Genomic DNA, 23,770 nt, shown 5'->3' with positions numbered 1-23,770 from the left:
CTAATCGTCCCGATCGACAATCCGCGTCAGGTGGATGACCAAGTACAGCAACTCGTCGTTGGACATCTCCATTTGCAGCAGATTTTTCACATAGTCACGGATCACCAGTGCGCAACGATAGGCATCGGGATACTCTTTCGTCGCCTGCGAGAACAGGAAGTCGTCTTTCGACTTAACCTGTTTGTTATCGATCATGCGTTGAATGAAAAACTGCATATGCAGCAGGAAACGCGAGTAGTTGAGCGAGTCCGTGGCGATATCAATGCGGAAATGGTATTTGATGATGTTGAAGATATCCTTCAGCATCTTCACCGCCAGCAGCGTGTGCTCCATACTCTGTACGTCGGTCTGGCCATTGACCAGATGAAAGGCAATATTCCCCGCCTCTGCCTCTGGCAACAGGATATCCAAACGTTCGTTGATCTGCGCCAGCGCCTGTAACGCCACGGCAAATTCCTGCGGATAAAAGCGTTTTACCTCATGCAACAGCCGGTTCTGAATGATGATGCCTTTACGGCAGCGCTCAATCGCAAAACTGAGATGATCCACCAGGGTAAAAAAGATCTGTTCGTTGACCCGGCCGCCAAGCTGGCTGTTGGCCAGCCTGAGGATCATCTGCACCAGCTCAATATGCTGCTCCGGCGTGGCTTCTATCAGGCGTAGATGGTCGTGGCCGGTTTGACCATTCTGCACCACATAGACTTTTTCTATGCTGGCCGCAGCCAGCACATCTCCCACTTTGCTGTTAAACCCGATGCCCTTGCCCATCACGATAACTTCGCGGTTATCGTTGTCGGTGGACAGCACCAGGCTGTTATTGAGCACCTTGACGACTTTCATCATTAAACTGTGTTATCCACGTTGTTGGCCGTTCGAGGCAATCAGGCGCTGATACCAGGCGAAACTGTTCTTCTTGATACGCCGCAGATCGTGCAGATCCTGTTCGCCACGGTTGACATAGATAAAACCGTAGCGCTTGGCGTAGCCCTGATGCGTGCTGACCAGATCGATCGCCGCCCACGGGCAGTAACCCAGCAGATCGACACCATCGTTAATCGCCAACTGCATCTGTTCGATATGCGCACGCATAAAATCGATGCGGTAATCATCATTGATGATATCCCCAGACAATAGCTGGTCCGGCGCGCCGATGCCATTTTCAGTAATTAAAATCGGCAGATGATAACGTTCATAAACCTTGCGCAGCGTCAGCCGCAGGCCCACGGGGTCGATCACCCAACCATAACGCGTTTTGTCGACATACGGATTTTCCGCTGCCCGATACACGCCCGGTTCGCCCAGCATGATTTGCTGGTCCCCCGCACGAGCCGTGATATCTGAGGCATCCCCACGGCTGGCAGCGATAGTGGCGGTGGAATAGTAGTTAATCGCCACATAATCCGGCCGCCCTTGCAACAATAGCTCCGCATCTCCATCTTCAATCACCGGGGCAAGGCCGCGATCCTGCAAATATCGCCAGGCCAACGCATTGTAACGACCATGTACCGCAACATCCAGAAAGCTCCAGCAGCGCAGCGTTTCCCAGTTATGGGCCGCGATGGCATCCAACGGATGGCAGGTTTCCGGATACATGGCAGTGGTATTGATCGCCGGGCCGATTTTCCCCTTGGGGCAGCGCTGATGGCACAAAACCATAACCCGCGCCTGGGCCACCAGCATATGGTGGCTTTGTTGATAAAGTACCGGCTTGGTAGGCAGTTCGCCGCCCTTCGGCACACCGATGGCCCCAGGATGCAGGATCATGGTGTTCTGCTCGTTGATGGTCAGCCAATATTTGACCTTATCGCCAAAGGCAGTGAACAGCACGTCCGCATACTCGACAAAGGCATCGATGGTCTGCCGGTTGCTCCAACCGCCCTGTTGTTCCAGCACATAGGGCAGATCGAAATGGTAGAGCGTGACCACCGGTTCAATGCCGTGCTTGAGCAGTTCATCGATCAGGTCACGATAGAACGCCAGGCCAGGCTGATTCACCTCGCCCGTGCCGTTGGGCAAAATGCGCGTCCAGGCTACGGAGAAACGGTACGCCTTTAGCCCTAATTCGGCGAACAGCTTAACGTCCTCACGAAAACGGTGGTAATGATCGCTGGCCACCTTAAAATCTGCCGTGTCGGTGGGATGATCGAGCATATCCACAATGGAAGGACTTTTGCCGTCTTCGTCCCATGCCCCCTCAACCTGATAAGCCGAGGTTGAGGCCCCCCACAGGAAGCCTGGTGGAAAATCGTTCAGCTGTTGGTAAATCATGCGTTTTGCTCCTCAGTATTCAGCGCGACAATTTGCTCACCAAAGTTCACCGGGCCAGGCTGCCGACAGCTCAGGTGCGGATACTGCTCACTGTTGACCACCAGCACTGGGGTGATAATGTCGTAACCCAGCGCGGTAATAGCGGCAATATCAAAGCGCACCAGCTCATCACCGGTTTTCACCCGATCGCCCACCTGCAGTTGAGAGCTGAAATGCTCGCCGTTAAGATTGACGGTATCGATGCCGATATGCATCAGCACTTCCATACCGTTATCGGCCTTAATGCCCACGGCATGCTTTGAAGGCAGGAAGGTCACGATTTCCCCGTCCACAGGTGCACGCAGCACGCCTTGCTCAGGCACTATCGCCACACCCTTGCCCAGCAACCCTTGCGAGAATACGTCGTCATTCACCTGTTCCAACGCCACCAGTTGGCCTGCCAACGGGCTGTGTAGCAATGCGTCGTCACCAGACGGTGCGCTGTCTGTGGCTGTTGCCTCTTCTTCTTCAACCGGATCCTCAAAGCCCAGGATCCAGGTCAAGGCAAAGGTCACGACGATGGCGATGACGCAGGTGATGAGGGCGTGCACGATATTCATCGGGTTTTCGCCGATAAAGGCCGGTAATGCCGCTAATCCTGGCGAAACAAAGGCATAGCGCACCAAACCGCTGACACCCGCGTAGACACCGGCACAGCCGCCACCGATCATGGCCGCGATCAGCGGTTTACGCAGTTTCAGAGTGACGCCGTACAGTGAGGGTTCGGTGATCCCCAACAGCGCGGTGAAACCGGCGGATGAGGCCAATTGACGCAGGTTTTTGTTCTTGGTGCGGAACGCTACGCACAGGGTTGCCGCGCCCTGGGCGATGTTGGAAGCCAACATGCCGGGGCCATTAATCATTTCAAAACCGTTTTTGCTCAACTGGCCGGTAGCGATAGGCGTCATCGCCCACGCGGTGCCGGTGATCACCAGGAACGGTTGCAGCCCGCCCATCAACATCGGGATCAACCAACTGGCCTTGCCATCGATAATCGCTGCGCCGCTGGCCACCAGATCGTTGAGGAAAATGCCGAACGGCCCCACCGCCACCAAGGCTAGCGGCGTGGTAACCAGCAGGATGATCATCGGTTTGGTGAAGAATTTAATCATGGTCGGTGAGACTTTCTCGGCAAAGCGCTCGATATAGGACATCAGCCACACCGTGAAGATGATCGGCAGCACCGAACCGGCATAATCGGCCAACCGCACCGGGATGCCAATAAAATCGATTGGCGATCCGGCGGCCAGCATCTGGGCAAGATTAGGGTGTAGCAAGGCTCCCGCGATGGTCATGGCCAGAATAGGGTTACATTCAAACTTGATCGAGGCGCCATAGGCCAGCAGCACCGGCAGGAAAAAGAAGGCGGCATCGGCGATGGTGTCCAGCAGATGGTAAGTTGGGCTGGCCGCGCTGATCGCCCCAGTTAACTTGAGGATCGCCAGCAGCGCCTTGATCATCCCCGCACCGGTAATAGCCGGGATCACTGGCGTAAAGGTGGTCGAAATCACGCTGATAATCTGCGTAAAGACACCGCCCTTGGCCTTGTTCTTTTGTTGTCCGTCCGGTTTGCCCAGCGGTTGACCGATCGCTTTTTGCAACGCGCGGAAAGTCTGTTGCACGTTGTTGCCCACCACAATCTGGAACTGGCCACCGCGCTCGACCACGCTGATCACACCGGGCAAAGCTTCGATCGCTTTCGCATCTACCCGACTATCGTCGTTAAACTCCATCCGCAGGCGGGTGGCGCAGTGCGTCAGCTTACTGACGTTATCCTTCCCCCCGACCAGTGCCAATATGTCCAAGCCCAACTTGTTATAATCCATAGGTTTTCCCCGGCAAAAAAGCAAAAAAAAAGACCAAAATGAAAATGCTCCCCTTCAACAGAAGAAGTGCATTTCTATTTTGGTCTTGCCTGCTTGCGCAGTAACACGCCATCATAAAAATGATTGAGTAGCTGATTAGGCTACGGCGCAAGTAATACCGCGGACGCGATCGCCAGGCAACCGGCAACGGCAAGCTTTGTGATTCGCATCACGATTAGCCGCAGGAAAAATCGCAAGCGATCCAACGAAAAATCATCAAACTCTCCCGCGACCTACTGTAGCCATACCCTTCAATAGGTTAAACTTCTCTACCTCGGCGAGTTACCTCTGCCGACCGTTGCGCTTGAATAACAATGAACCAAGGAAGTCCACATGCAACAAGGCTCTAAACTGCGGCCACCACCCATTGATGTGATCACCATTCAGTCGCAGGTGGTCTACGGTAGCGTGGGGAATGGCATTGCCTACCGCACGTTGTTGAAGAAAAACCTGGAGGTGTTGCAGGTACCGAGCGTGTTGTTTGGTTGCCCGCCCTATTACGGCGCGCCGCACGGGGGAGCGATCTCCAGCGAATGGTTTAGTGGTTTTCTGGAAGATCTGATCGCCCGTGAAGTCGTCTGCCGCGCGCGGGCGATCATTATCGGTTACCTGGGTGACGTGGCGCAGTGCCATATTCTGGCCGACTGGCTGCCGCGGGTGATTGCCCTCAACCCGGGTATCAAGATCTATATCGATCCGGTGATGGGAGACTATGGCGAAGGGGTTTACGTCGACAAACGTCTGGTTGAGCGTTATCGCTCGCCATACCTCAATCTGGCCCATGGCCTGACGCCGAACGGTTTCGAACTGGAGCAGCTGTGCGGCATGGCGTTGAGCACGCGCGAGCAAACCGAACAGGCTGCACGGGCGCTACTCAAAGGCAATACGCAGTGGGTACTGGTCACCAGCGCACCTGGCGTAGCCAACAGTGCTCAAGAAGTTGGCCTGTTGCTGGTCACCGCCGACGAGGCGCAAAGCTTCACCCATGCCAAAATCGATTCGCCGGTGAAGGGGACAGGTGACATGTTCACCGCGCTGTTAATTGCCCATTTGCTGCAGGGGGAACCTTTCAGCAAGGCAGTGCCGACGGCGATCCATGAGGTGTGTGCGGTATTGGAAGATGCAGCGCGTCACGGTTGGCAGGAGATCGGCCACCTGCGGGCGCTGAAGTGATGTGATGCCCCTCACCCTAACCCTCTCCCACAGGGAGAGGGAACCGATCGAGTGTGCTTGAAATTACAGTGACTCACCTTAGATTAGGGTAAATGAGGAACCCAAACGGCACAGCACTTCGAAAACGGCGGCCTTGCTACAGACTGACTCCCACACCTGATCACAACGCCGATCAGCTCCCTCTCCCTGTGGGAGAGGGTTGGGGTGAGGGGTCAGCGTTTTTTCTTCTTGTTGAAATCCAATTCAAAAGCAAACACCGCGCTTTGAATTTTGCGTTCGGTCAGCATTCCCATCTTGAGAAAACGGCAGGACAGGCGCATGAAGTGATGCGTTTGGTCTTCATCAATATCATGATCTTGATTCACGGCGATCAGTTCCATATTCACCTTGAACTTGCCGTAATCTCCCAAATCCAACTGAGCCTTATTGAACACCAGCCCCGGCTGCATATAGTCGGGTACCGCGCCATCAATACGCAAACCAACGCCACCCGGCGAAAGATCGTGAATTCGCAGTTGATAAGGGGTGCCATCGCTGTGTTCACCGTTACAGAAGAATTCACGCCAATAAGGCGTGGTGATACGTAACTGGCGGCGACGCTGGATATAAACCAGCTGTTTCGGCAGGCACGCCTCGTAAACCGGCATGTCGTTATGCTCGGTCAGCTGCGCCTGGTCGACGGAGAATTCGATTTTTGCATCATGGTTTTCAATCACAATGCTGAATTTCCCACCGGGGATCTGCTCTGGAGCATCGCAATCAAAGACGATGTTATCAGCGCCAACGCTCAATAATTGGCCAATGAATTCATGTTGTTGATTGACGACACGCAGCGGCGTTCTTTGCTTATAAATGTCGCGCAAGATTGCCAGAACTTCAAAACGCTCCTGCTTGATAAACCGTCCGTTATCAATATGTTCCACCCGTCACTCCCAGCATTGTCCATCGACGCTAACGCTTTCCTTACGCAATCATCACCGCCATCAATACTAAAGTCAAATTTCCCAGCGTTGCCATAATAAGGGCAATAGCCGGGCAAAACGGGCTGCCCATGCTGCCTGGCCCGCACTATCCCCGATTAAATCCTGGCGGATCTCGATGCCAACATAAGGTAATTCATGGCGTTCCGCATGCACCGGCAGCGTGTAGTCAGTCGCATCGGTCATCGCATAAGGCTCGTTGATACCGACCTGTAAATCCCCTTCTGCACGCAGCAACTCCGCCAACAGCAGGGCAAATTGTGGATGGCGGTTAAACAGTAGCCCAACCTGCCACGGCCGCGCATCGCCTTTAAACACCGGCGTAAAGCTGTGCATGGCGATCACCGCGCAGGGTTGGTTATTGGCGCGGCGAGCTGCCAGCGTGTGATTGATGGCCTGGTGATAAGGTTGAAAAATTTCCTGTTCACGGGCACCCGCTTCGGCCGCGCTGATCCCTTGGTTGCCAGGTATTGGCGTAACTTCCGATAACGGTGGGATCGAACTGGCAATACCCGGCGTACGGTTACAGTCGATCACCAAACGCGAGTAGTGCTGATGGATTAATGTTGCATCCAACTGTTGGGCCAGCAGGCGGGAAACCGCCAGCGCACCGATATCCCAGCCGATATGCCGATCGATATCGCCGCTGGCCAGCCCAAGATCGCCCAAACGTTTTGGGATGGCCTGCCCCGCGTGATCGCACAGCAGTAAGAAAGGAGAAGTCGCCTGTGGCAGCTCAACGCTCACGGCCGCAGGCTCATCGGCAGACAACAAGGTTGGGGTATAAGGGTGATACATAGGGCACTCCGGCGCGAGAAAGCGCTAATTCTAGGCGATCCTCTCACCGGCTACCAATATCCCATGGGAGAATCTGGCGTGTCCGCACTTTCGGTCAAAACGGAGCCTGCATCTCATGACCCATTGATATTATGAATAGGCGCAACCCAACATTGTTAGCCAAGCTAAAGATGAGCGGCAATATAGCGCTGATAGCGGGCAGGCTTCAGCCGCGTCAGATCGACCAACACCAAACCATCGATACAGTGGTTGAACGCCGGATCGGTACCGAAGTCGATAAACTGCACGCCGCCAGGTTCACACAGCTCGGTGTATTGCTTGTACAAGGTCGGGATCGAACAGCCGAGGTTGCTCAACAGGCTTTTCAGGCGCAGCAAGTCTTGCTGATAATCATCACCGGCGAACTGGGCCAATACCTGCGGCAAGGAGGCCGGATAAGGTTGCCGTGACTGTGCCATAGCATGGTCTGGAGAGAAATAGAGACGATAGAAGGCAATCAACAAATCGCGGGCGGCAACCGGCATACCGCCTGAAATGGATACCGGGCCGAACAGGTAGCGATACTGTGGATATTTGGCCAGATAGGCGCCAATGCCGAGCCACAGGTAATCCAGACCGCGCTTCCCCCAATAGGCCGGTTGAATAAAGCTGCGGCCTAACTCAATCCCCTGGTCAAGGATCGGCGTCATATCGCGATCGTAATGGAACAGGCTGTTGCTGTAGATGCCTGCCAGTCCCTTGCTGGCCAACTGCGGTGCCGTAGGAATAAAGCGATAGGCACCGACGATTTCCAGCTCCTCCTCATCCCACAGCACCAGGTGATAATAGTCGTCGTCATAGCTGTCCAAATCGCGCCGCCGCCCCGAGCCTTCGCCCACGGCACGGAAAGCGATCTCACGCAGGCGGCCAAGCTCCCGCAGGATCGGTGCTCTGGCCTCCCCCTGACGGCGATAAAGGAAAATGGTTTTGCCATCCGGCGTAACACCCAGTCTCTCGCAGGCCGCCAACGCTTTTTTCAGCTCAAGGCGATCTTCCGCCAGGGCGATGGCTGATTCACTGGTAAACAACCCCTGCTTCCCCTGACCAAGCCGATAGACATGGCGACGGAAACGCTCGGCAAGATCGCGTGCTTGAGTATGGCCATCGTGCCAGTGGGCAAACGGAATGCGCCCGCCGATGCGGATTTTGATCCGTCCGCCCAGCTGCTTGAACATCTCACGCACCAACAGCAAGGTGGATAACGGGCGATAAATCAGCGAGGTCAAATAGAACAGGCCGCTGTTTCGGGCGCTGATATGGATGGGTACGATCGGGGCCCGCGCCTTGGCAGCCAACCGCAGAAATCCGGTATGCCAGTGGCCATCGCGTATCCCTTTGGGACTCATGCGGGACACTTCCCCCGCCGGGAACAGGATCAGCACACCCTGATTATCCAACTGGGCCTGCATGGCTGCGATCTGCTGGCGGTTGGTGCGGTTGCCCAGGTTATCAACCGGTACAAACAGATTACGTAAGGGTTCGATACAGCTCAGTAGCTGGTTGGCCACTACCTTGACGTCTGGCCGTACCGCCGCCACCGTCCGCAACAGCACCAAGCCATCCAGCGAACCAATGGGATGGTTGGCAACCAACACCACTGGGCCTTGGCTGGGGATGTTTTCCAGATCCCCATCCACCAGTTCACAACTCAAATGAAAGTAGTCCACCACCTGCTCGATCAGATCCAACCCTTTCAGGTGCGGATATTCGGCGGCAAACTGTCTGAATTCTTTTTCACGCAGTAAGGTTCTTAGCAGGCTTCGCTGCCAGGCTGGGGGAGAACGCTGTGGGAAGACATCTTGCAGCAGGCTATCCAAAGTAAACATCGGGTCATCTCCTGGCCTAGTCGCTGCAAACTTAAGCCAGCGCCATGACCTGAACATGACCGTTTGGTGAAGGAAAGATGAAATCAGGCGCGAAGGGGGAACATCGCCCCTACGCATTGAGCCGGCGACATTTGTCGTTACAGAGCCGCCTCTATACGGACGTTGACCTGTTCCCGCAGCCGCAGTAAGGCAGAGGCCTGGTGAGGATAACGTTTGAAGGTAATGCGCATCCCCAGCGCTTGATCGATCAACTGCTCCACCGTGGCGCGATCGGTCAGGCTCTCCAACAACTGCAACGCCCGCAGGTCTTGCAACCCCTGATGGAACACCCGCAAGCGCAGCGATTCTATCGGCATGAAATCCGGCCCGGGATAAACCACAAAAGGATCGCCAGAGGGGAAGGCGTTGCCGCTGTCAGTTACCGCATAGGGATTCAGTTTCTCCCGGGAATGGCTGCTGTTATAGAAGTTGTAGCCCCAGTGGAGGAAACCGCTGATGTTATAGAGGTAAAGCTGGATACCCAAAATACGGTTGCGGGCCGAAGGCTGAGCAAAGAAGCGGTTGGCCACCTCGGTTCTTTGCACACAGCAGTAATAGGCCCACAGCTGTGGGGTTTGATGATCGAGGAACGGTTCGATATGATCGGTCGCCACCACAGGGGTTTCCACCAACCTGCGCTGATAGAAGTCAAAGTCCGAGAGCGCATCGAAGGTGCGGAACCCCTCCAGCAACGGCCGCAGTGAATCGCTGGCACGTTGGTAAGCGGCGATATTCTCCAGTTTGGGTTCATCCGAGATGTGGAACCACACCTGCCGTTGCAGATCCCGGGCCCGGAACCAGCCGGTCAACGCGGGCATCAATGCCTGCAGAAACTGCTGATATTCGCTGCCGTGGGCATCAGTATGCCAACCAAACAACGGCTGCATTTCCCCCGCGACCTCAACCATAATTTTGGGCGCATGCGCTGCGCCCCATTGGGTAAACAGGTGGGCAATTTCGAAGTGTTCGATCCCCTCCTCCTGCGCCAATGCTACCCACTGATCCAACCGTTCAAAATCAAATTGGTAACCTGCAACGGTGCGTTTCACCCCTACCAACTGCACGGTGGTGCGTTCGCCACCGATGGCGGTATCCAGCGGCGGCGTAAAGATTGGCGTTAGCAACATATTCACGCCATTTGCCACCGCGTTACGCACCAGGTTCCGCACTGCCTGCCAGTATTGCGGGCTGAACACCGCAATCTGATAATAGTCCGCCAAACAGTCGGTATGTAACCATTCGGTATGCAGCAACCTCTGCTTTGGCAAGGCGGCGGGCACTACATGCAGCGTCATGCTGGCTGCGGCCAGCTCTTCTCCTGTCTCTTGATCGAACAACCGCAGCGTTAGCGGATAGTCGCCACCGGCAATACCCTGCGCTGGCGGCGTAAAGGTCAGCCACAGGCTGGCGTAATAACGGCAGGTGGCAAAAAAACGCCGATCCTGAATGGGCATCAGCGGGTCGGGAAATAGGCCAGGCTCGGTCGTCAGATAGTTCTCATCGGCCTCGGCATAACAGGGAAAGTGGCTGGGCACCGACTGCACATGGCGCACGCTGATATCATCGGCCAATTCCCCCTCAAGTTGATAACGTAATTCCCGGCGAGTTTCATTATCCTCGCGGTACAGACAATACACGCCTTGCCATGAGAGGGTCTCATTATTCAGACAGCTGAATTGGTTTTGCTGTTCCACCTGCGGTGCGGCTTGGCGATGAAATATCTTCTCCAGGCAATGGGTAAATAGTAGCGTGAGACGCATAATAGCTGCCCTGTTTTATTTTACGGTAGGATTGAATTAATTTCAGGCTAGCGCGTTTTTTCACCACAGGCAATATAGGCCAACAAAAAAAGCCAGCGAACGCCCTCTCACCCGGCAAAAAATTAATTTTTTTGTTTATTTGCATCACAAAAATGAAAGATGCCGCGGCCTGCACAATAAAAACGTTTTTAATCCCCATTATGGTGCAAGGGTTATCAGTTAATCCTATGACCCCAGCAAGCCATAACTGCCGCCCGACAACGGATTTTCGCCCTTCGACATTAACAATTCATCAACAAAAAAGGCTTTCGGTTGGTGGCTTTGGCCTTTCGTTGTTAACAACAGTGAAAGATACATGCCCCATTTTTGGGCAAAATGGCCGCATTGACACATTGAAAGTTAAGGGATAGAAAGAAATCACGTTCACAAAAAATGTATTCGCCGACACCGAGGGTAAAGCAATGTCACCTAGAAAAAACGCCGGACGTTTTCTGTTGCATTCCGCTGTTGCAGCCGCTTTATTGTTGCCGACCATGTTATATGCCGCCGATCAGATAACATTACGTTATGCAGTTTGGGATCGAAACCAATTACCTGCCGAACAGGAAATTGCCAAACGATTTGAACAGGCCAACCCGAATATCAAAGTGGAAATAGAATTAACCCCCGCTGCACAATACTTTGTTAAATTAGATTCTGCCGCCGCCGGCGGTGTCGCACCGGATATATTCTGGATTAACATGCCCTATTTTGTGCAATATGCCAAAAATGGCATTATGCAACCGCTGGGCGATTATTTAAAAGACGGCACGGTCAATCTGGATAATATCGTTGCCAGCTCCGTTAAGGCTTATCAATACGACGGCCAACAAATGGCCATCCCGCGCGACGTCGATTCCATTGCCGTGTGGTACAACAAAAAACTGTTCGATCAGGCCGGCGTCAGCTATCCCACCAGCGACTGGACCTGGGACGACATGAAGAAAAAGGCCGCCGAATTGCAAACCGGCCTGAAGGGCAGCGCCTTCCCGCTGGTGATGGATCTCAGCATCGACGGCCAGGACAGCTATATGAACCTGCTGTTCCAGAAAGGCAATCATATCGTGCCAAAAGATGGCCAACCGACCGATATCGCCAACGACAACGCCATCTGGGTCTACCAGCAGCTACAAGGGATGATGAAAGACGGCCTGATGCCGACCGCCCAGCAGATGAGCGAAGTGAAGACCGAAAACATCTTCCAATCCAACCGCGCCGCCATGGTGTATGCCGGTTCCTGGCTGGCCGCACCGTTCGCCAACAATCCGCTGATCAACGAACACATCGGCGTGGTGATGATGCCGAAGATCGAGCGCCAGTCTGGCGTGGCCCACAGCCTGGCCTATGCCATGTCCGCCAAGAGCGACCACAAGCAGGAAGCCTGGAAGTACATCGAGTTTATGAGCAGCGAAGCCTCGCAGGCCACCCTGGCGAAGGTAGTGATCCCGGCCAACAAGATCGCGGCTAAAGCCTGGGCGGAGGAAGTCAAAAAGGTTGACGTCACTCCGTACATCCAAACGCTGGAGGTGACCGAGGCCTATCCAACCGCTGGCACCAACACGCCGAAGTGGCAAAACATGTGGATTGGCAGCCTGAAGAAAATCTTTATGGGCGCGGATGCCCGTACGGAAATGGATAAATCGATCAAGAAGATCGAACGCATCATGGAGCAGTAATTCCCCGCGCTACGGCCTGCCTACCCGAAGGCAGGCCGTAGCGGAAACACTGAGCAGTCAAAGGTGAGGAATGGCGACATGTCGCTGGCAGAAACGGCTACGGCCAACATAAAACAGGCAAAGAGCAAACCTCGTGCCGCATTAAGCCGCCTGGAGCGAGCCGAACGCTTCTGGGGCTGGGTGATGATCCTGCCGCTGGTGATCGGCCTGACGGTGTTTTACTTCATCCCGTTTTTACAGAACATTTTTTACAGCTTTACCGACCTCAACCAGTTTATGAGCTGGACGACCATCAGCTTTGACAACTACATCAACCTGTTTGAGGACGATGACTTCTATACCGCCGCCTTCAACACCCTGTTTTATGTGGTGGTGTGCGTACCGGTGATCTTGCTGCTGTCGTTGCTGCTGGCGATTGGGCTGAACCAGAACATTCGCGGCAAAGCGCTGTTGCGCACCCTGCTGTTCTTACCGGCGGTGACTATGCCTGCCGCAGTGGCAATGGTGTGGCAGTGGCTGTTCAACAAAGATTTTGGCCTGATTAACCAAGGGCTAAACCTGCTGCACATTGCGCCGGTCGCCTGGCTCTCCGATCCGGACGTGGTTCGCATCAGCGTGTCCATCATCATTATCTGGTCGTCGCTGGCGCTGAAAATCATCATCCTGCTGGCCGGTTTGCAAAGCATCCCCCGCCAGCTGTATGAAGCCGCCGATATCGACGGTATCAGCACCCTGCGCCGTTTCTTCTTTATCACGCTGCCGATGATGGTGCCGACGCTGTTCTTTGTGTCGGTGATGAGCTTTATCGAGATCCTGCAAATCTTTGACGTGGTGTTCCTGATGTTCGACCGCGCCTTGGTGGAAGGTGACGTGATGACCATCACCAACCTGTTCTACAAATACGCCTTCTATCTGCAAGAGAAAGGCTACGCCTCTGCCATTACCGTGGTGCTGTTCGCCGTGACGCTGGTGATCACGCTGGTGCAGATGGCGATCGGCAAACGCCTGAGAGTGAGCTGAGGAGCCATTGATGACGATAAGCAAACGAGCCCTGGTCTATCTGTTTATGACGCTGGCGGCGCTGGCCTCGGTGGTGCCTTTTATCTGGATGCTGGTGACCTCGCTGAAAACCCAGGCCGAAAGCATTCAGATCCCGCTGACCCTGCTGCCGGAAAACCCGAGCTTGCAGGCCTATGGCAAAATCATGCGCGAGATCCCTTTTGCGGATTTTTACATCAACTCGCTGCTGGCCACCTTCTCCACCGTGACGCTGCAAATGGTGATCGCCACCATGGCCGCGTATGGCTTCTCTCGCCTGCACTTTCGTGGCCGTGACGCGGTATTCCTGGTGTGCATCTCGATCCTGATGGTGCCCGGCCAGGCATTTCTGATCCCGCAGTTCCTGGTGGTGCAGAAAATGGGGCTGGTTAACAGCATTACCGGCCTGGTGCTGCCGGGGATCTTCAGCATTTACGCCACCTTCCTGCTACGGCAGTTCTTCCTGGCAGTACCTAAGGAAATGGAGGAAGCAGCGCTGATCGACGGTTACAGCTACTTCGCCATTTTCTGGCGCATCATGCTGCCGCTGATCCGCCCCGGCATCATCGCCTGCATCATCATTAACGGTTTGTGGAGCTGGAATAACCTGATGTGGCCACTGATCGTCAACACCACGACCGAGAAATTGACGCTGCCGGTGGGCCTGGCTTCGCTGTCCAGCCGTGCCGGAGTGGAATACCCGCTGCTGATGGCGGGGGCGCTGATGGCGGTGATCCCGATGCTGATGCTGTTCATTCTTTTCCAACGTTATTTCATCCAGGGCATCGCCAGCGCTGGCGTTAAAGGCTAACCGCGAACAATAAGGTAAACAGACATGGCCGGTATTCAATTAAACAGTGTGAAAAAGGTCTATCCCAACGGTTTCCGGGCGTTGCATGGCGTGGATCTGGATATCAAGGACGGTGAGTTTATGGTGTTTGTCGGCCCGTCCGGCTGCGCCAAATCCACTCTGCTGCGCATGATCGCCGGGCTGGAAAGCGTCAGTGAAGGCCAAATCATGATCCACGACCGCTGCGTTAACGACACCATGCCCAAAGATCGCGGCATCGCCATGGTGTTTCAGAACTATGCGCTCTATCCGCATATGACCGTCTACAAGAACATGGCCTTTGGGCTGATTGGTAAAGAGAGTAAGGCCGAGATCGATCGGCGGGTGCAGGATGCTGCTGAGAAGCTGGAAATCACCAACCTGCTGCATCGCAAGCCTGGCCAGCTCTCCGGTGGCCAGTGCCAGCGCGTGGCGGTTGGACGTGCCATCGTGCGTAAACCGAAGGTGTTCCTGTTCGACGAACCGCTCTCCAACCTGGATGCCAAGCTACGTGTTTCTATGCGCGTGCAGCTCATCGAACTGCACAACAGACTCAAGCAGGAAGGCGCCGCTGCCACCATGGTGTACGTGACGCACGATCAGGTCGAGGCGATGACCATGGGCGACCGCATCTGCGTAATGAATCGGGGCACCATCATGCAGGTGGACAAGCCGATCAACCTGTATCACCACCCCGCCAACCGTTTTGTCGCCGAGTTTATCGGCAGCCCGTCGATGAACCTGCACGATCTGGACTTGCTGCGTAATGCTCAGGGAACACAACTGCGTATCGACGATCGCTATCTGCTGACTCTGCCGCCCGCGCTGGAAAAGCAGTTGGAAAACTATCCGCACCAGCGCGTTTGCCTGGGTATTCGCCCTGAAGCGCTGCGCCTGTGCGCTGCCGGTACCCAAAACTGTTTCCCGGCCCGTATTGCCACCATTGAGCGCATGGGCAACGAAGAGTTGCTGCACTGCGAACTGGCCGGATTACGCTTCGTGCTGCGGATTGCGTCTCAGCCAGACTGGGAACCGAGCATCGGCGAACAGATCCATTTGACGTTTGATTTGGCCCGCGCCCACCTGTTCGATCAGGCCAGCGGTGACAACCTGAATAATAACTCTACCCAGTCACTGGGATAATTTGGGAGTACTTTGCAATGTCGTCAGCTCAATCTAATGACTATACCGGACGCCCGGTGCGCGTGTTGGTGATTGGTGCCGGTGCTCGTGGGGAAATTTATTCCCGCTATGCGCTCGCCCATCCAGAATTGATGCAAGTGGTGGCAGTCGCTGAACCGCGCGATACCTATCGCCAGCAGTTTGTAGCCCAGCACGGCATTTCCTCCGAAAACGTGTTTACCGACTGGCAGCAGGCCGTAGCGGCGGGCAAGCTGGCCGATGCGGTGATGATTTGTACCCAGGACACTCTGCATCTGGCACCGGCTCTGGCCTTCGCCAAACAGGGCTATCACATGCTGCTGGAAAAGCCACTGTCGCCGGACGCGAGTGAGTGCCGCACCATCGTGGAAGAAGTGGAGCGCCAAGGGATCATCTTCTCCGTCGGACACGTGCTGCGCTATACCCGTTACACCCAGAAACTCAAACAACTGCTGCGCGATAAGGTCATTGGCGACATCGTAAGCCTGCAACATCTGGAGCCGGTGGGCTATTGGCATCAGGCCCACTCTTTCGTGCGCGGCAACTGGCGCAATGACCAGCAGGCGGCCTTTATGCTGTTGCAAAAATCCTGTCACGATATCGACTGGATCCGTTACGTGATGGATACCCCTTGCGAGCAGGTCAGCTCATTTGGTGGGTTACGCCACTTCCGCCAGGAAAACCAGCCACAGGGCGCTGCAGATAACTGCCTGGACTGCAGCGTTGAGGCCGAATGCCCCTATTCCGCCAAACGTATCTACCTTGGCGAAAATCACAAGGCAACGCCGGGCTTCCTGCGGGTGCTGACGCCGGAAGTCGAACAGGAGCATCTGGTCGCCGCGCTGCGTAACGGCCCTTATGGTCGCTGTGTCTACCGCTGTGATAACAACGTGGTGGATCATCAGGTGGTGAATATGCAGTTTAGCGGTGGCCGCACCGCCGCCTTTACCATGACCGCCTTTACCAAAATGGAAGATCGCAAAACGCGCATTTTTGGCAGCCAGGGATGCCTGGAGGGCGATGGCCGCTACATCCGCATCACCTCCTTCCTTGACGACCGCGAAACGCTGTATGACGTGGACGAGGCCGAGGACCTGCACACCATGTCTGGCCACGGCGGCGGCGATTATTATCTGATGCAGCACTTTATCTCTGCCGTGCGCGCCAACGATCCTTCGCAAGTGTTGTCTGGCCCGCAGGAAACTTTGCAGAGTCACCTGATGGTCTTTGCCGCCGAACGCGCCCGCCGGGAAAACGCCGTCATCACCTTGGGCGAGGAGTAAACCGTGGCTACTCATGCTATGCGTTACGGTTTTGATATTGGCGGCACCAAAATCGAAATGGCCGCCTACGATGCCCAGTTGAATCAGGTGCTGTGCCAGCGCGTCAGTACGCCCACCGGCGACTACCGCGAGTTTCTCGCCTGCATCGCGCAACTGGTCAGCCAGGCCGATCGCAGCCTGCACACCCAAGGCAGCATCGGCATTGGCTTACCGGGGATCACCGACCCACGCAGCCGCAAGCAGTTAGCGGTAAACGTGCCCTGCCTGACGGGCCACTGTCTGGCAGACGATCTGACCCAGGAGCTATCGCGACCGGTAGAGATTGAAAACGATTGCCGCTGTTTTGCACTTTCGGAGGCCAGCACGCCCCAGACCGAACGGTTGGAGGTGGTGTTTGGTGCCATCATCGGTACCGGCGCTGGCGGCGGGCTGGTGATGAACAAACGGCTCCACAAGGGTCGCAATGGGTTGGCTGGTGAATGGGGGCATACACCTATCTCGGCCCAATTGGCGCAGCGTTACGATCTGCCGCTGTTTGTCTGCAATTGCGGCCTAACCGGTTGCTTTGAGCGTTATGTCTCCGGCAGCGGTCTGCTGGCACTGAGCCAACACTTTGGCCATAGCGCGGCCAACGTTCCGGCGCTGATCGCCAGTTACCGTCAGGGCGATCCGTTAGCGCAGCACCTGATGGGGATCTACATCGATATCCTGGCCAGCGCGTTGGCCAGCCTGCAACTGTTGCTGGATGTGGACGCTTTCGTGTTAGGGGGCGGGCTTTCTAACGTGAGCGAACTCTATGCACAGTTGCCTGCCGCCATGAGCCGCTGGCTACTGCCAGGGACGGAACCGGCGATGGTTTATCCCCCAGTGTATGGCGACAGCAGCGGCGTACGCGGTGCGGCACTGTTGCGCCAAAGCTGGCAATAAAAAAATTAAGGAAAGCTCACCCGCATTAATCACCGTGGGTAGCTTTCATCCACGGCGGAATTAATTGGCGTGGTCACGGAGATATTAGCCGAATAAATAAGGCATTACCGGTTTTCAGTTTATTTCCACGCGGCTTTCAGTTGATGACCAACCGAAAGACGCCACGGTAATAACCGGTTGAAATATAAGATTATATTTAAATTTTTCGATTGCGTTGCGTGGTTTCGTTTGCTGTAATTTGCAACGAAAGACTGAAAATACGCCTGTAACGGTTGCTGTGGCCCCTATGCCACGGCCGGGGTTTGCTACGGGTAAATCAGGAGTCAGCTATTCATGATCAATACCGTAAAACGGCGGGAATTAATTATCGACCAGCTATGCCGTGAGGGCACGGTGCGCGTGGAACAGTTGAGCAGCCAGTTTGCCGTCTCTACCGTCACCATTCGCAGCGATCTGCGCCATCTGGAAAAAAGTGGCTGTGCGGTACGGGCCTACGGCGGCGCGATGCTCAATAAACAGTTCGCCTTCGATCGCCCGCTACAGGACAAGGGGCGCATCAACCGCGATGTGAAATTCGCCATTGCCTGTGCCGCCGCCGCGTTGGTGAACGACGGTGACGCGATCATTCTCGACTCGGGCTCCACCACTAGCCAGATGGCTACCCAGTTAGCAGGTAAGAAAGACCTGGTGGTGATGACCAACGCCCTGAATATCGCCTTTGAATTGGCCAGTAACGAGCAGGTGGATTTGATGGTGGTCGGCGGCAGCGTGCGGCGCAAGTCTTGGTCGCTGTATGGCCCCGCTGCCGAGCAGCACATTCGCCAATATCGCTTTGATAAATTTTTCCTCGGCGTTGATGGCTTTGATTTGGTGGGTGGTATCACCACGCCAGATCCCGGTGAAGCACAGCTCAACCGCGCCATGTGCGAAGTGGCCCGCGAAGTGATTGCGGTGGTTGACGCCAGCAAGTTTGGCCGCAGCAGCTTCTGCATGATCCGCGAGATCGGCCAGATCCACCGATTGGTGACCGACAGCCGCATTCCGACCAATTACCTGCATGCGCTGCAAAATCTGGGGGTCCAGGTGATTATCGCCGACCGTTGAGAATTGGTGATTGCCCCCTCACCCCAACCCTCTCCCTCAAGGGAGAGGGAGCTGGTACGGAGCAGCAGTCAGGTACATAGCAACTCCGGAATCAAAGGGGTGGGTACGGAGAAATAGCCAGGTACAGAAGCTAATTAGTGGCGAGCGCAGGAGTTGGCCGGTGGCACGGTTCGATCCCCTCTCCCTTTGGGCTTTCTCTTATACACAACTCGGCATCTTACTGTTTTTTATGGGAATTATTTCAAGAAAATCAATAGGGCACTCGGAAAAATTCTCTTTAAAATCAGCCTGCTATGTTTCTCAAATTACGGCCATTTGACCGCAACTTGAGATGTGTATAAGAGACAGCCCTTTGGGAGAGGGTTAGGGTGAGGGGCAACTCACAGCACCAGACCCTAACCTGGCTCAGCACCGCATCAACAGGCATTTATTAGGTATTAACCGTTTTATTTTTTAAGGAGTTACCATCATGACAGGTTATTTTTCTTACGATGCGGACTGGCTGGAGCAACATCATGCGCTGCATACCGCCCGTGAGATTTGGCAGCAGCCGGACCTTTGGGCTGCCTTGCACCAGCAGTTGGTCGCACAACAGGAGCAATGCTCCGCTTTCCTGACGCCGCTGCTGCAAAACCCGCGCCTGCAGATTGTGCTGTGCGGTGCTGGCAGCTCAGCCTTTGCCGGTCGGGCGCTGGCCCCATGGCTGAGGGAGAAAACCGGCCGGGATGTTGCGGCCTATGGCACCACCGATATCGTCGCCAATCCGCAGCAGTTTCTCGACCCGTCACGCCCGACGCTGCTGGTCTCTTTCGCACGTTCCGGCAACAGCCCGGAAAGCGTCGCTTCGGTAGCGCTGGCAGATCAACTGCTCCCCCAGTGCTATCACCTGATGCTGGTGTGCAACCCGGACAGCCAGTTGGCCAACTACGCGCACGGCCGTAAGAACGTTTGTGCCCTGGTGATGCCACAGGGCTCAAACGACCAGAGCTTTGCCATGACCTCCAGCTTCAGTTGCATGATGCTGAGCACCGCGCTTCTGTTAGGCCCCTATTCCCTGGATGCAGCCCAGCAACCGCTGGCGCAGATGATCGAGCGCTGTAGAGAACTGCGTGAAACGCTGCAATCCCAAGTGAAAGCCCTGGCCAGCAGTGGCTTTAGCCGTTACATCGTGCTCGGCAGTAGCTGTTTCACCGGCCTGGCGGAGGAAGCCTCGCTGAAAATGTTGGAACTGACCGCCGGGCAAATCGTCACCCGCTACGACTCGCCTCTGGGCCTGCGTCACGGCCCTAAATTTATGGTCGATCCACAGACGTTGGTGCTGCTGATGCTCTCCAGCAACCGCTATACCGAGCGTTATGAGCAGGATCTGTGGGACGAACTCCAGCGCGACGGTTTGGCCAAGCAGCTGGTTGGCCTGGGTAACTCGCCAACGGAGAAAACGGGCCAGTCCGATTTGCATCATGCCGACGACGATATCTGGCTGTTATTCCCCTATCTGCTGTTCGCCCAAATGCTGGCGTTTGAAAGCTCGCTGGCGCGCGGCCTGACGCCGGATAACCCTTGCCCAACCGGGGAAGTCAACCGCGTGGTAAAAGGCGTGACCATTTATCCCTACTCTGCTACCGAGCTGTAAGGAGCCGTTATGTACCTGATATCCAACCGTGAAATGCTGTTGAAAGCACAAAGGCAGGGCTATGCCGTGCCAGCGTTCAACGTACACAATCTTGAAACGGTGCAGGTCGTGGCAGAAACCGCCGCCGAACTGCAATCCCCGGTGATCATGGCCGGGACCCCGGGCACCTTTAGCTATGCGGGTACCGACTATCTGGTGGGAATTTGCCGCTCGGCAGCCCAGCGCCATGACCTGCCGCTGGCGTTGCATCTGGACCATCACGAAGAACTCGAGGATATCGCCACCAAGGTCAGAGCCGGGATCCGCTCGGTGATGATCGATGGCTCGCACCTGCCTTTTGAGCAGAACATCGCGCTGGTTGCGCAGGCCGTCGCGTTATGCCATCGCTATGGGGCTAGCGTAGAGGCGGAGCTGGGCCGCCTGGGTGGCCAGGAAGACGATCTGATTGTCGATGCCGCAGACGGCTTTTATACCGACCCAAAAGCCGCCCGCGAGTTTGTCGCGGCTACCGGGATCGACTCCCTCGCCGTCGCCATAGGTTCGGCTCATGGGCTGTACCACGGGGAGCCCAAGCTGGATTTTGACCGGCTGGCGCTGATCCGCGAACAGTTGGAGATCCCGTTGGTGCTGCACGGTGCCTCCGGTATCCCGGAAGCGATGGTCAAGCGAGCCATTTCGCTGGGGGTGTGTAAGGTCAACGTGGCTACCGAACTCAAAATCGCCTTTGCCGATGCGGTGAAGAGCTATTTCTCCCAACATCCGGAGGCCAACGATCCGCGTAAATACATCGTCCCGGGCAAATTGGCGATGAAAGAAGTGGTAGCAGAAAAGATCCGTATCTGTGGCAGTGCGGGGATGCTGTAACTCTAAAGAGTAAGGTTAAGGGCCGCAGAATAACGATGACTATGCGGCCTTAACTTTAATATCGCTATTTAAAGTCACACCCGTTATTATAAGCAGCATTAAAAGTAATAATTCTCACATCGCTCCCTAAATTCCCCCACTATGATCTAAATCATGGTTTTACTGCCTGCCCATCCCTACTATTAAATTCAATTAACGAACGATTGCTGTTATTATTATTTACTCAATACATTATAGTAACGTTGGAAATTAAATCATCAGACAATGGAAGTTTATTTTTTAGACAATAATCGACTTTTTTGTTAATGGATGGTTTTACTTTATGCTAATAGGAATAGCTTATGAAATCTATTATTACGGCTTTGGCCATACTGGCAGCTCTGCCACTTTCAGCCCATTCAAAACAAGAAGTTAGACACAACGCCATCTCCGGGAGCATCCAGTTTTCCGGCAAAATCAGCGCCCCAACCTGCGAAATTGCGCGCAATGATGGTCAATATATATCCAGTTGCTATCGTAAAACCGCCTTCAACACCAATGAATTTATCCAAATGCCATTGGATAACATGGGTTCGGAATTAATGGGAAAACCCATTCGCGAATCGGTGTTTAATGACCCTTCTCTACAACGAATTACGTTAATTTACAATTAATCCCAATCGACGGAATTATGTCATACAATTAGCCATAGAAAATGACTTTGTGGTTTTATTAACATCTTGGCGTTTCGCCTCTCGGGGTATACCTACTTGGGTGTACCCTGTTTTTTCCTTTAGCCCCCGCCCCATCAGCATGTCCGAAATCCGCCATCACATCCGGCTCTTTCATGTAATAATCGCCCTATCAAACGCAAGGAGTGAACAACATGCTGACCTTTTTTATTGATCGTATGCCGACGCCGGTCGGTGAACTGGTGTTGATCGGAGATGAGCAAGGACGGATGCGCGCGCTGGACTGGACCGATCATGAGGCTCGCCTGATGAAGCTGCTCAACAGCCATTATCGAGCCTCTCCCTTCGTCATACAGGAGCAAGCCAACCCAGGCGGCCTGACGGAAGTGATGCAACGCTATTTTGCTGGCGAGTTGGCAGCCATCGACACTGTGCCGGTGATGACTGCAGGCACCGAGTTCCAGCGCACGGTTTGGCAGCAACTGCGGCAAATTCCCTGTGGGGAGATCATCACCTACGGGGAATTGGCCAAGCGAATTGGCAGGCCAACCGCTTCGCGCGCAGTTGGCATGGCTAACGGCACTAACCCAATCAGTATCGTGGTGCCCTGCCACCGAGTGATCGGCTCACAGGGAGCGCTGACCGGTTACGCCGGAGGGGTGCAGCGCAAACAATGGCTGCTGAAACATGAAGGTTTCCTGCCCCAGGATCTGATTTAATCGGCCAGTAGCGCCAAGGCGCTCTCCTCATCCGTCACCAGGCCGTTGATCCAGCGGCCTAGCAAGGCGGCACGAATGGCCTGATGCTTTTCTGCGCCACCGGCCAGCGCAATCACCGGTTTTTCCGGCCGTTGGTACAGATTGACGCTGGTCAGCCGCCGATCGAGTTCGCTGGCCACCCGCTGGCCCTGCGGATCGATAAAATGGCCCAGCATTTCTGCCACCGCGTTAGATTCGCACAGCCGATCAACATCTTCTGCGGTGATAAATCCATCCTTGTGCAACGGGCAGTGATATTCGATGGTGCCAATGCCGATAAAGGTCACATCGGCCTGGCTGGCCTTGTCGTTCACCGTGCGGTAAATGCGGTGGTTGCACCACAGGGCGCGATCCTGTTCGCTATCGGCAAACAGCGGTGCGGGCAGGATAAAGTAGCGGCCCTGGGTTTTCTCCGCCATCCACAGCGGTACATCATACCGGGTACAGGAGCCATCAGCCGCGATCGCACCAATCAGTGAGACGCAGCTATGCTGTGGCCGCTCCAATTCAGGCAGTTCATCAATCGCCGCCTTCAGGCTACGGCCTGAACCAACCCCAATGTTCAATGGCTGTTCACAGCGCAAAAACTGCGCCATCACTTCAGCCCCGGCCACCGCCACCGCGCGGTTTATTCCAGCGCTCTCCATTCCCTGGCTAGGCACCACCTGACACAGCGTTAAGCCATAGCGTGCGCTAAGACGGGCCGATAATTCCATGCAGCGCCCTACCGGGTGGGAAATGTTGACGCTGATCAGACCGCTGTCGATCGCCAATGCCACCAGCCGCTGCGCAACCTGGCGCGATACGCCCAACGCTTCGGCAATTTCATTCTGAGTCTGTCCGGCCACGTAATACATCCAGGCGGCGCGTGCCGCCTGATCCAGCTTCTTATCGTGTTTGACCATGTTGTTTCACCCGCTACCCCTGATGGCCCCATTTTACCGGCATTCCACCTGCCCGCAGAGGTCGATTTGCACATTTGTGAGCTAAAGCCCATTTA

20 protein-coding genes are annotated in these 23,770 nt (G+C 55.0%); 12 read left to right on the top strand and 8 right to left on the bottom strand.

Annotation, left to right across the window (positions count from 1 at the left end):
- The 3 genes from licT to ACMV5I_RS00145 are packed head-to-tail and all read right to left on the bottom strand — an operon-like array spanning position 1 to position 4,133.
- Positions 1–840 (bottom strand): BglG family transcription antiterminator LicT, encoded by an 840-nt coding sequence (gene licT, locus ACMV5I_RS00155; RefSeq protein WP_024486610.1) that lies wholly within the window; start codon positions 838–840, stop codon positions 1–3.
- A gap of 12 nt (positions 841–852) precedes the next feature.
- Positions 853–2,268 (bottom strand): glycoside hydrolase family 1 protein, encoded by a 1,416-nt coding sequence (locus tag ACMV5I_RS00150; protein ID WP_414823364.1) that lies wholly within the window; start codon positions 2,266–2,268, stop codon positions 853–855.
- Positions 2,265–4,133 (bottom strand): beta-glucoside-specific PTS transporter subunit IIABC, encoded by a 1,869-nt coding sequence (locus ACMV5I_RS00145; RefSeq protein WP_414823363.1) that lies wholly within the window; start codon positions 4,131–4,133, stop codon positions 2,265–2,267. Before ACMV5I_RS00145 ends, ACMV5I_RS00150 begins: the two co-directional genes overlap by 4 nt.
- Before the next feature lie 372 nt (positions 4,134–4,505).
- Between ACMV5I_RS00145 and ACMV5I_RS00140 the strand changes: the two genes are divergently transcribed.
- Positions 4,506–5,345, top strand: a complete 840-nt coding sequence (locus ACMV5I_RS00140) for a PfkB family carbohydrate kinase (protein ID WP_121606913.1) — start codon at positions 4,506–4,508, stop codon at positions 5,343–5,345.
- Between the two features lie 212 nt (positions 5,346–5,557).
- Here ACMV5I_RS00140 and ACMV5I_RS00135 read toward each other — a convergent pair whose 3' ends face one another.
- The 4 genes from ACMV5I_RS00135 to ACMV5I_RS00120 form a co-directional block, all read right to left on the bottom strand.
- Positions 5,558–6,268, bottom strand: coding sequence for a flagellar brake protein (locus tag ACMV5I_RS00135; protein ID WP_046808268.1), 711 nt, complete (start codon positions 6,266–6,268; stop codon positions 5,558–5,560).
- A 72-nt stretch (positions 6,269–6,340) separates the two neighbouring features.
- Positions 6,341–7,123, bottom strand: coding sequence for an N-formylglutamate amidohydrolase (locus ACMV5I_RS00130; protein ID WP_261288255.1), 783 nt, complete (start codon positions 7,121–7,123; stop codon positions 6,341–6,343).
- 164 nt (positions 7,124–7,287) lie between these two features.
- On the bottom strand, positions 7,288–8,988 hold the full coding sequence (locus ACMV5I_RS00125; RefSeq protein ID WP_414823362.1) for a lysophospholipid acyltransferase family protein: 1,701 nt from the start codon (positions 8,986–8,988) through the stop codon (positions 7,288–7,290).
- A 137-nt stretch (positions 8,989–9,125) separates the two neighbouring features.
- Positions 9,126–10,787 carry a DUF4091 domain-containing protein gene (locus ACMV5I_RS00120; RefSeq protein WP_414823361.1) on the bottom strand — a complete coding sequence of 554 codons (1,662 nt, stop codon included), beginning with the start codon at positions 10,785–10,787 and terminating at the stop codon, positions 9,126–9,128.
- A 461-nt stretch (positions 10,788–11,248) separates the two neighbouring features.
- On the opposite strand from ACMV5I_RS00120, the gene ACMV5I_RS00115 reads away from it, so the two are divergent.
- From ACMV5I_RS00115 to ogt, 11 genes are all read left to right on the top strand, one after another.
- On the top strand, positions 11,249–12,502 hold the full coding sequence (locus ACMV5I_RS00115) for an ABC transporter substrate-binding protein (RefSeq protein ID WP_024486603.1): 1,254 nt from the start codon (positions 11,249–11,251) through the stop codon (positions 12,500–12,502).
- Between the two features lie 78 nt (positions 12,503–12,580).
- Entirely contained in the window at positions 12,581–13,522 is a 942-nt protein-coding gene (locus ACMV5I_RS00110) for a carbohydrate ABC transporter permease (protein WP_098931052.1), read from the top strand.
- Between the two features lie 10 nt (positions 13,523–13,532).
- Positions 13,533–14,351 (top strand): carbohydrate ABC transporter permease, encoded by an 819-nt coding sequence (locus ACMV5I_RS00105; RefSeq protein ID WP_021806473.1) that lies wholly within the window; start codon positions 13,533–13,535, stop codon positions 14,349–14,351.
- Between the two features lie 24 nt (positions 14,352–14,375).
- A complete protein-coding gene (locus ACMV5I_RS00100) occupies positions 14,376–15,512 on the top strand; it encodes an ABC transporter ATP-binding protein (RefSeq protein ID WP_024486605.1) in 1,137 nt (378 codons plus the stop codon).
- 17 nt (positions 15,513–15,529) lie between these two features.
- Positions 15,530–16,813, top strand: coding sequence for a Gfo/Idh/MocA family protein (locus tag ACMV5I_RS00095; RefSeq protein WP_414823360.1), 1,284 nt, complete (start codon positions 15,530–15,532; stop codon positions 16,811–16,813).
- A gap of 18 nt (positions 16,814–16,831) precedes the next feature.
- Positions 16,832–17,740 (top strand): ROK family protein, encoded by a 909-nt coding sequence (locus ACMV5I_RS00090; protein WP_024486607.1) that lies wholly within the window; start codon positions 16,832–16,834, stop codon positions 17,738–17,740.
- A gap of 333 nt (positions 17,741–18,073) precedes the next feature.
- Positions 18,074–18,844, top strand: coding sequence for a transcriptional repressor AgaR (gene agaR / locus ACMV5I_RS00085; protein ID WP_260513834.1), 771 nt, complete (start codon positions 18,074–18,076; stop codon positions 18,842–18,844).
- Between the two features lie 469 nt (positions 18,845–19,313).
- Positions 19,314–20,477: an SIS domain-containing protein gene (locus tag ACMV5I_RS00080; RefSeq protein ID WP_174333343.1), complete on the top strand. Its 1,164-nt coding sequence runs from the start codon at positions 19,314–19,316 to the stop codon at positions 20,475–20,477.
- Between the two features lie 9 nt (positions 20,478–20,486).
- Complete coding sequence (locus tag ACMV5I_RS00075) at positions 20,487–21,341, top strand: tagatose bisphosphate family class II aldolase (protein WP_024486999.1); 855 nt, start codon at positions 20,487–20,489, stop codon at positions 21,339–21,341.
- A gap of 341 nt (positions 21,342–21,682) precedes the next feature.
- Complete coding sequence (locus tag ACMV5I_RS00070) at positions 21,683–21,994, top strand: hypothetical protein (protein ID WP_414823359.1); 312 nt, start codon at positions 21,683–21,685, stop codon at positions 21,992–21,994.
- 212 nt (positions 21,995–22,206) lie between these two features.
- On the top strand, positions 22,207–22,731 hold the full coding sequence (gene ogt, locus ACMV5I_RS00065) for a methylated-DNA--[protein]-cysteine S-methyltransferase (RefSeq protein WP_071683477.1): 525 nt from the start codon (positions 22,207–22,209) through the stop codon (positions 22,729–22,731).
- On the opposite strand, the gene ACMV5I_RS00060 is transcribed toward ogt, so the two are convergent.
- Positions 22,728–23,675, bottom strand: a complete 948-nt coding sequence (locus tag ACMV5I_RS00060; RefSeq protein ID WP_414823358.1) for a sugar-binding transcriptional regulator — start codon at positions 23,673–23,675, stop codon at positions 22,728–22,730. The genes ogt and ACMV5I_RS00060 overlap by 4 nt on opposite strands.
- Positions 23,676–23,770: the final 95 nt, after the last annotated feature.

It is taken from the genome of Serratia sp. T13T92 (assembly GCF_047530105.1).
In the GTDB taxonomy this organism is placed as follows: Bacteria; Pseudomonadota; Gammaproteobacteria; order Enterobacterales; family Enterobacteriaceae; genus Chania; species Chania fonticola.
This window is presented reverse-complemented; position numbering and strand designations above follow the sequence as displayed.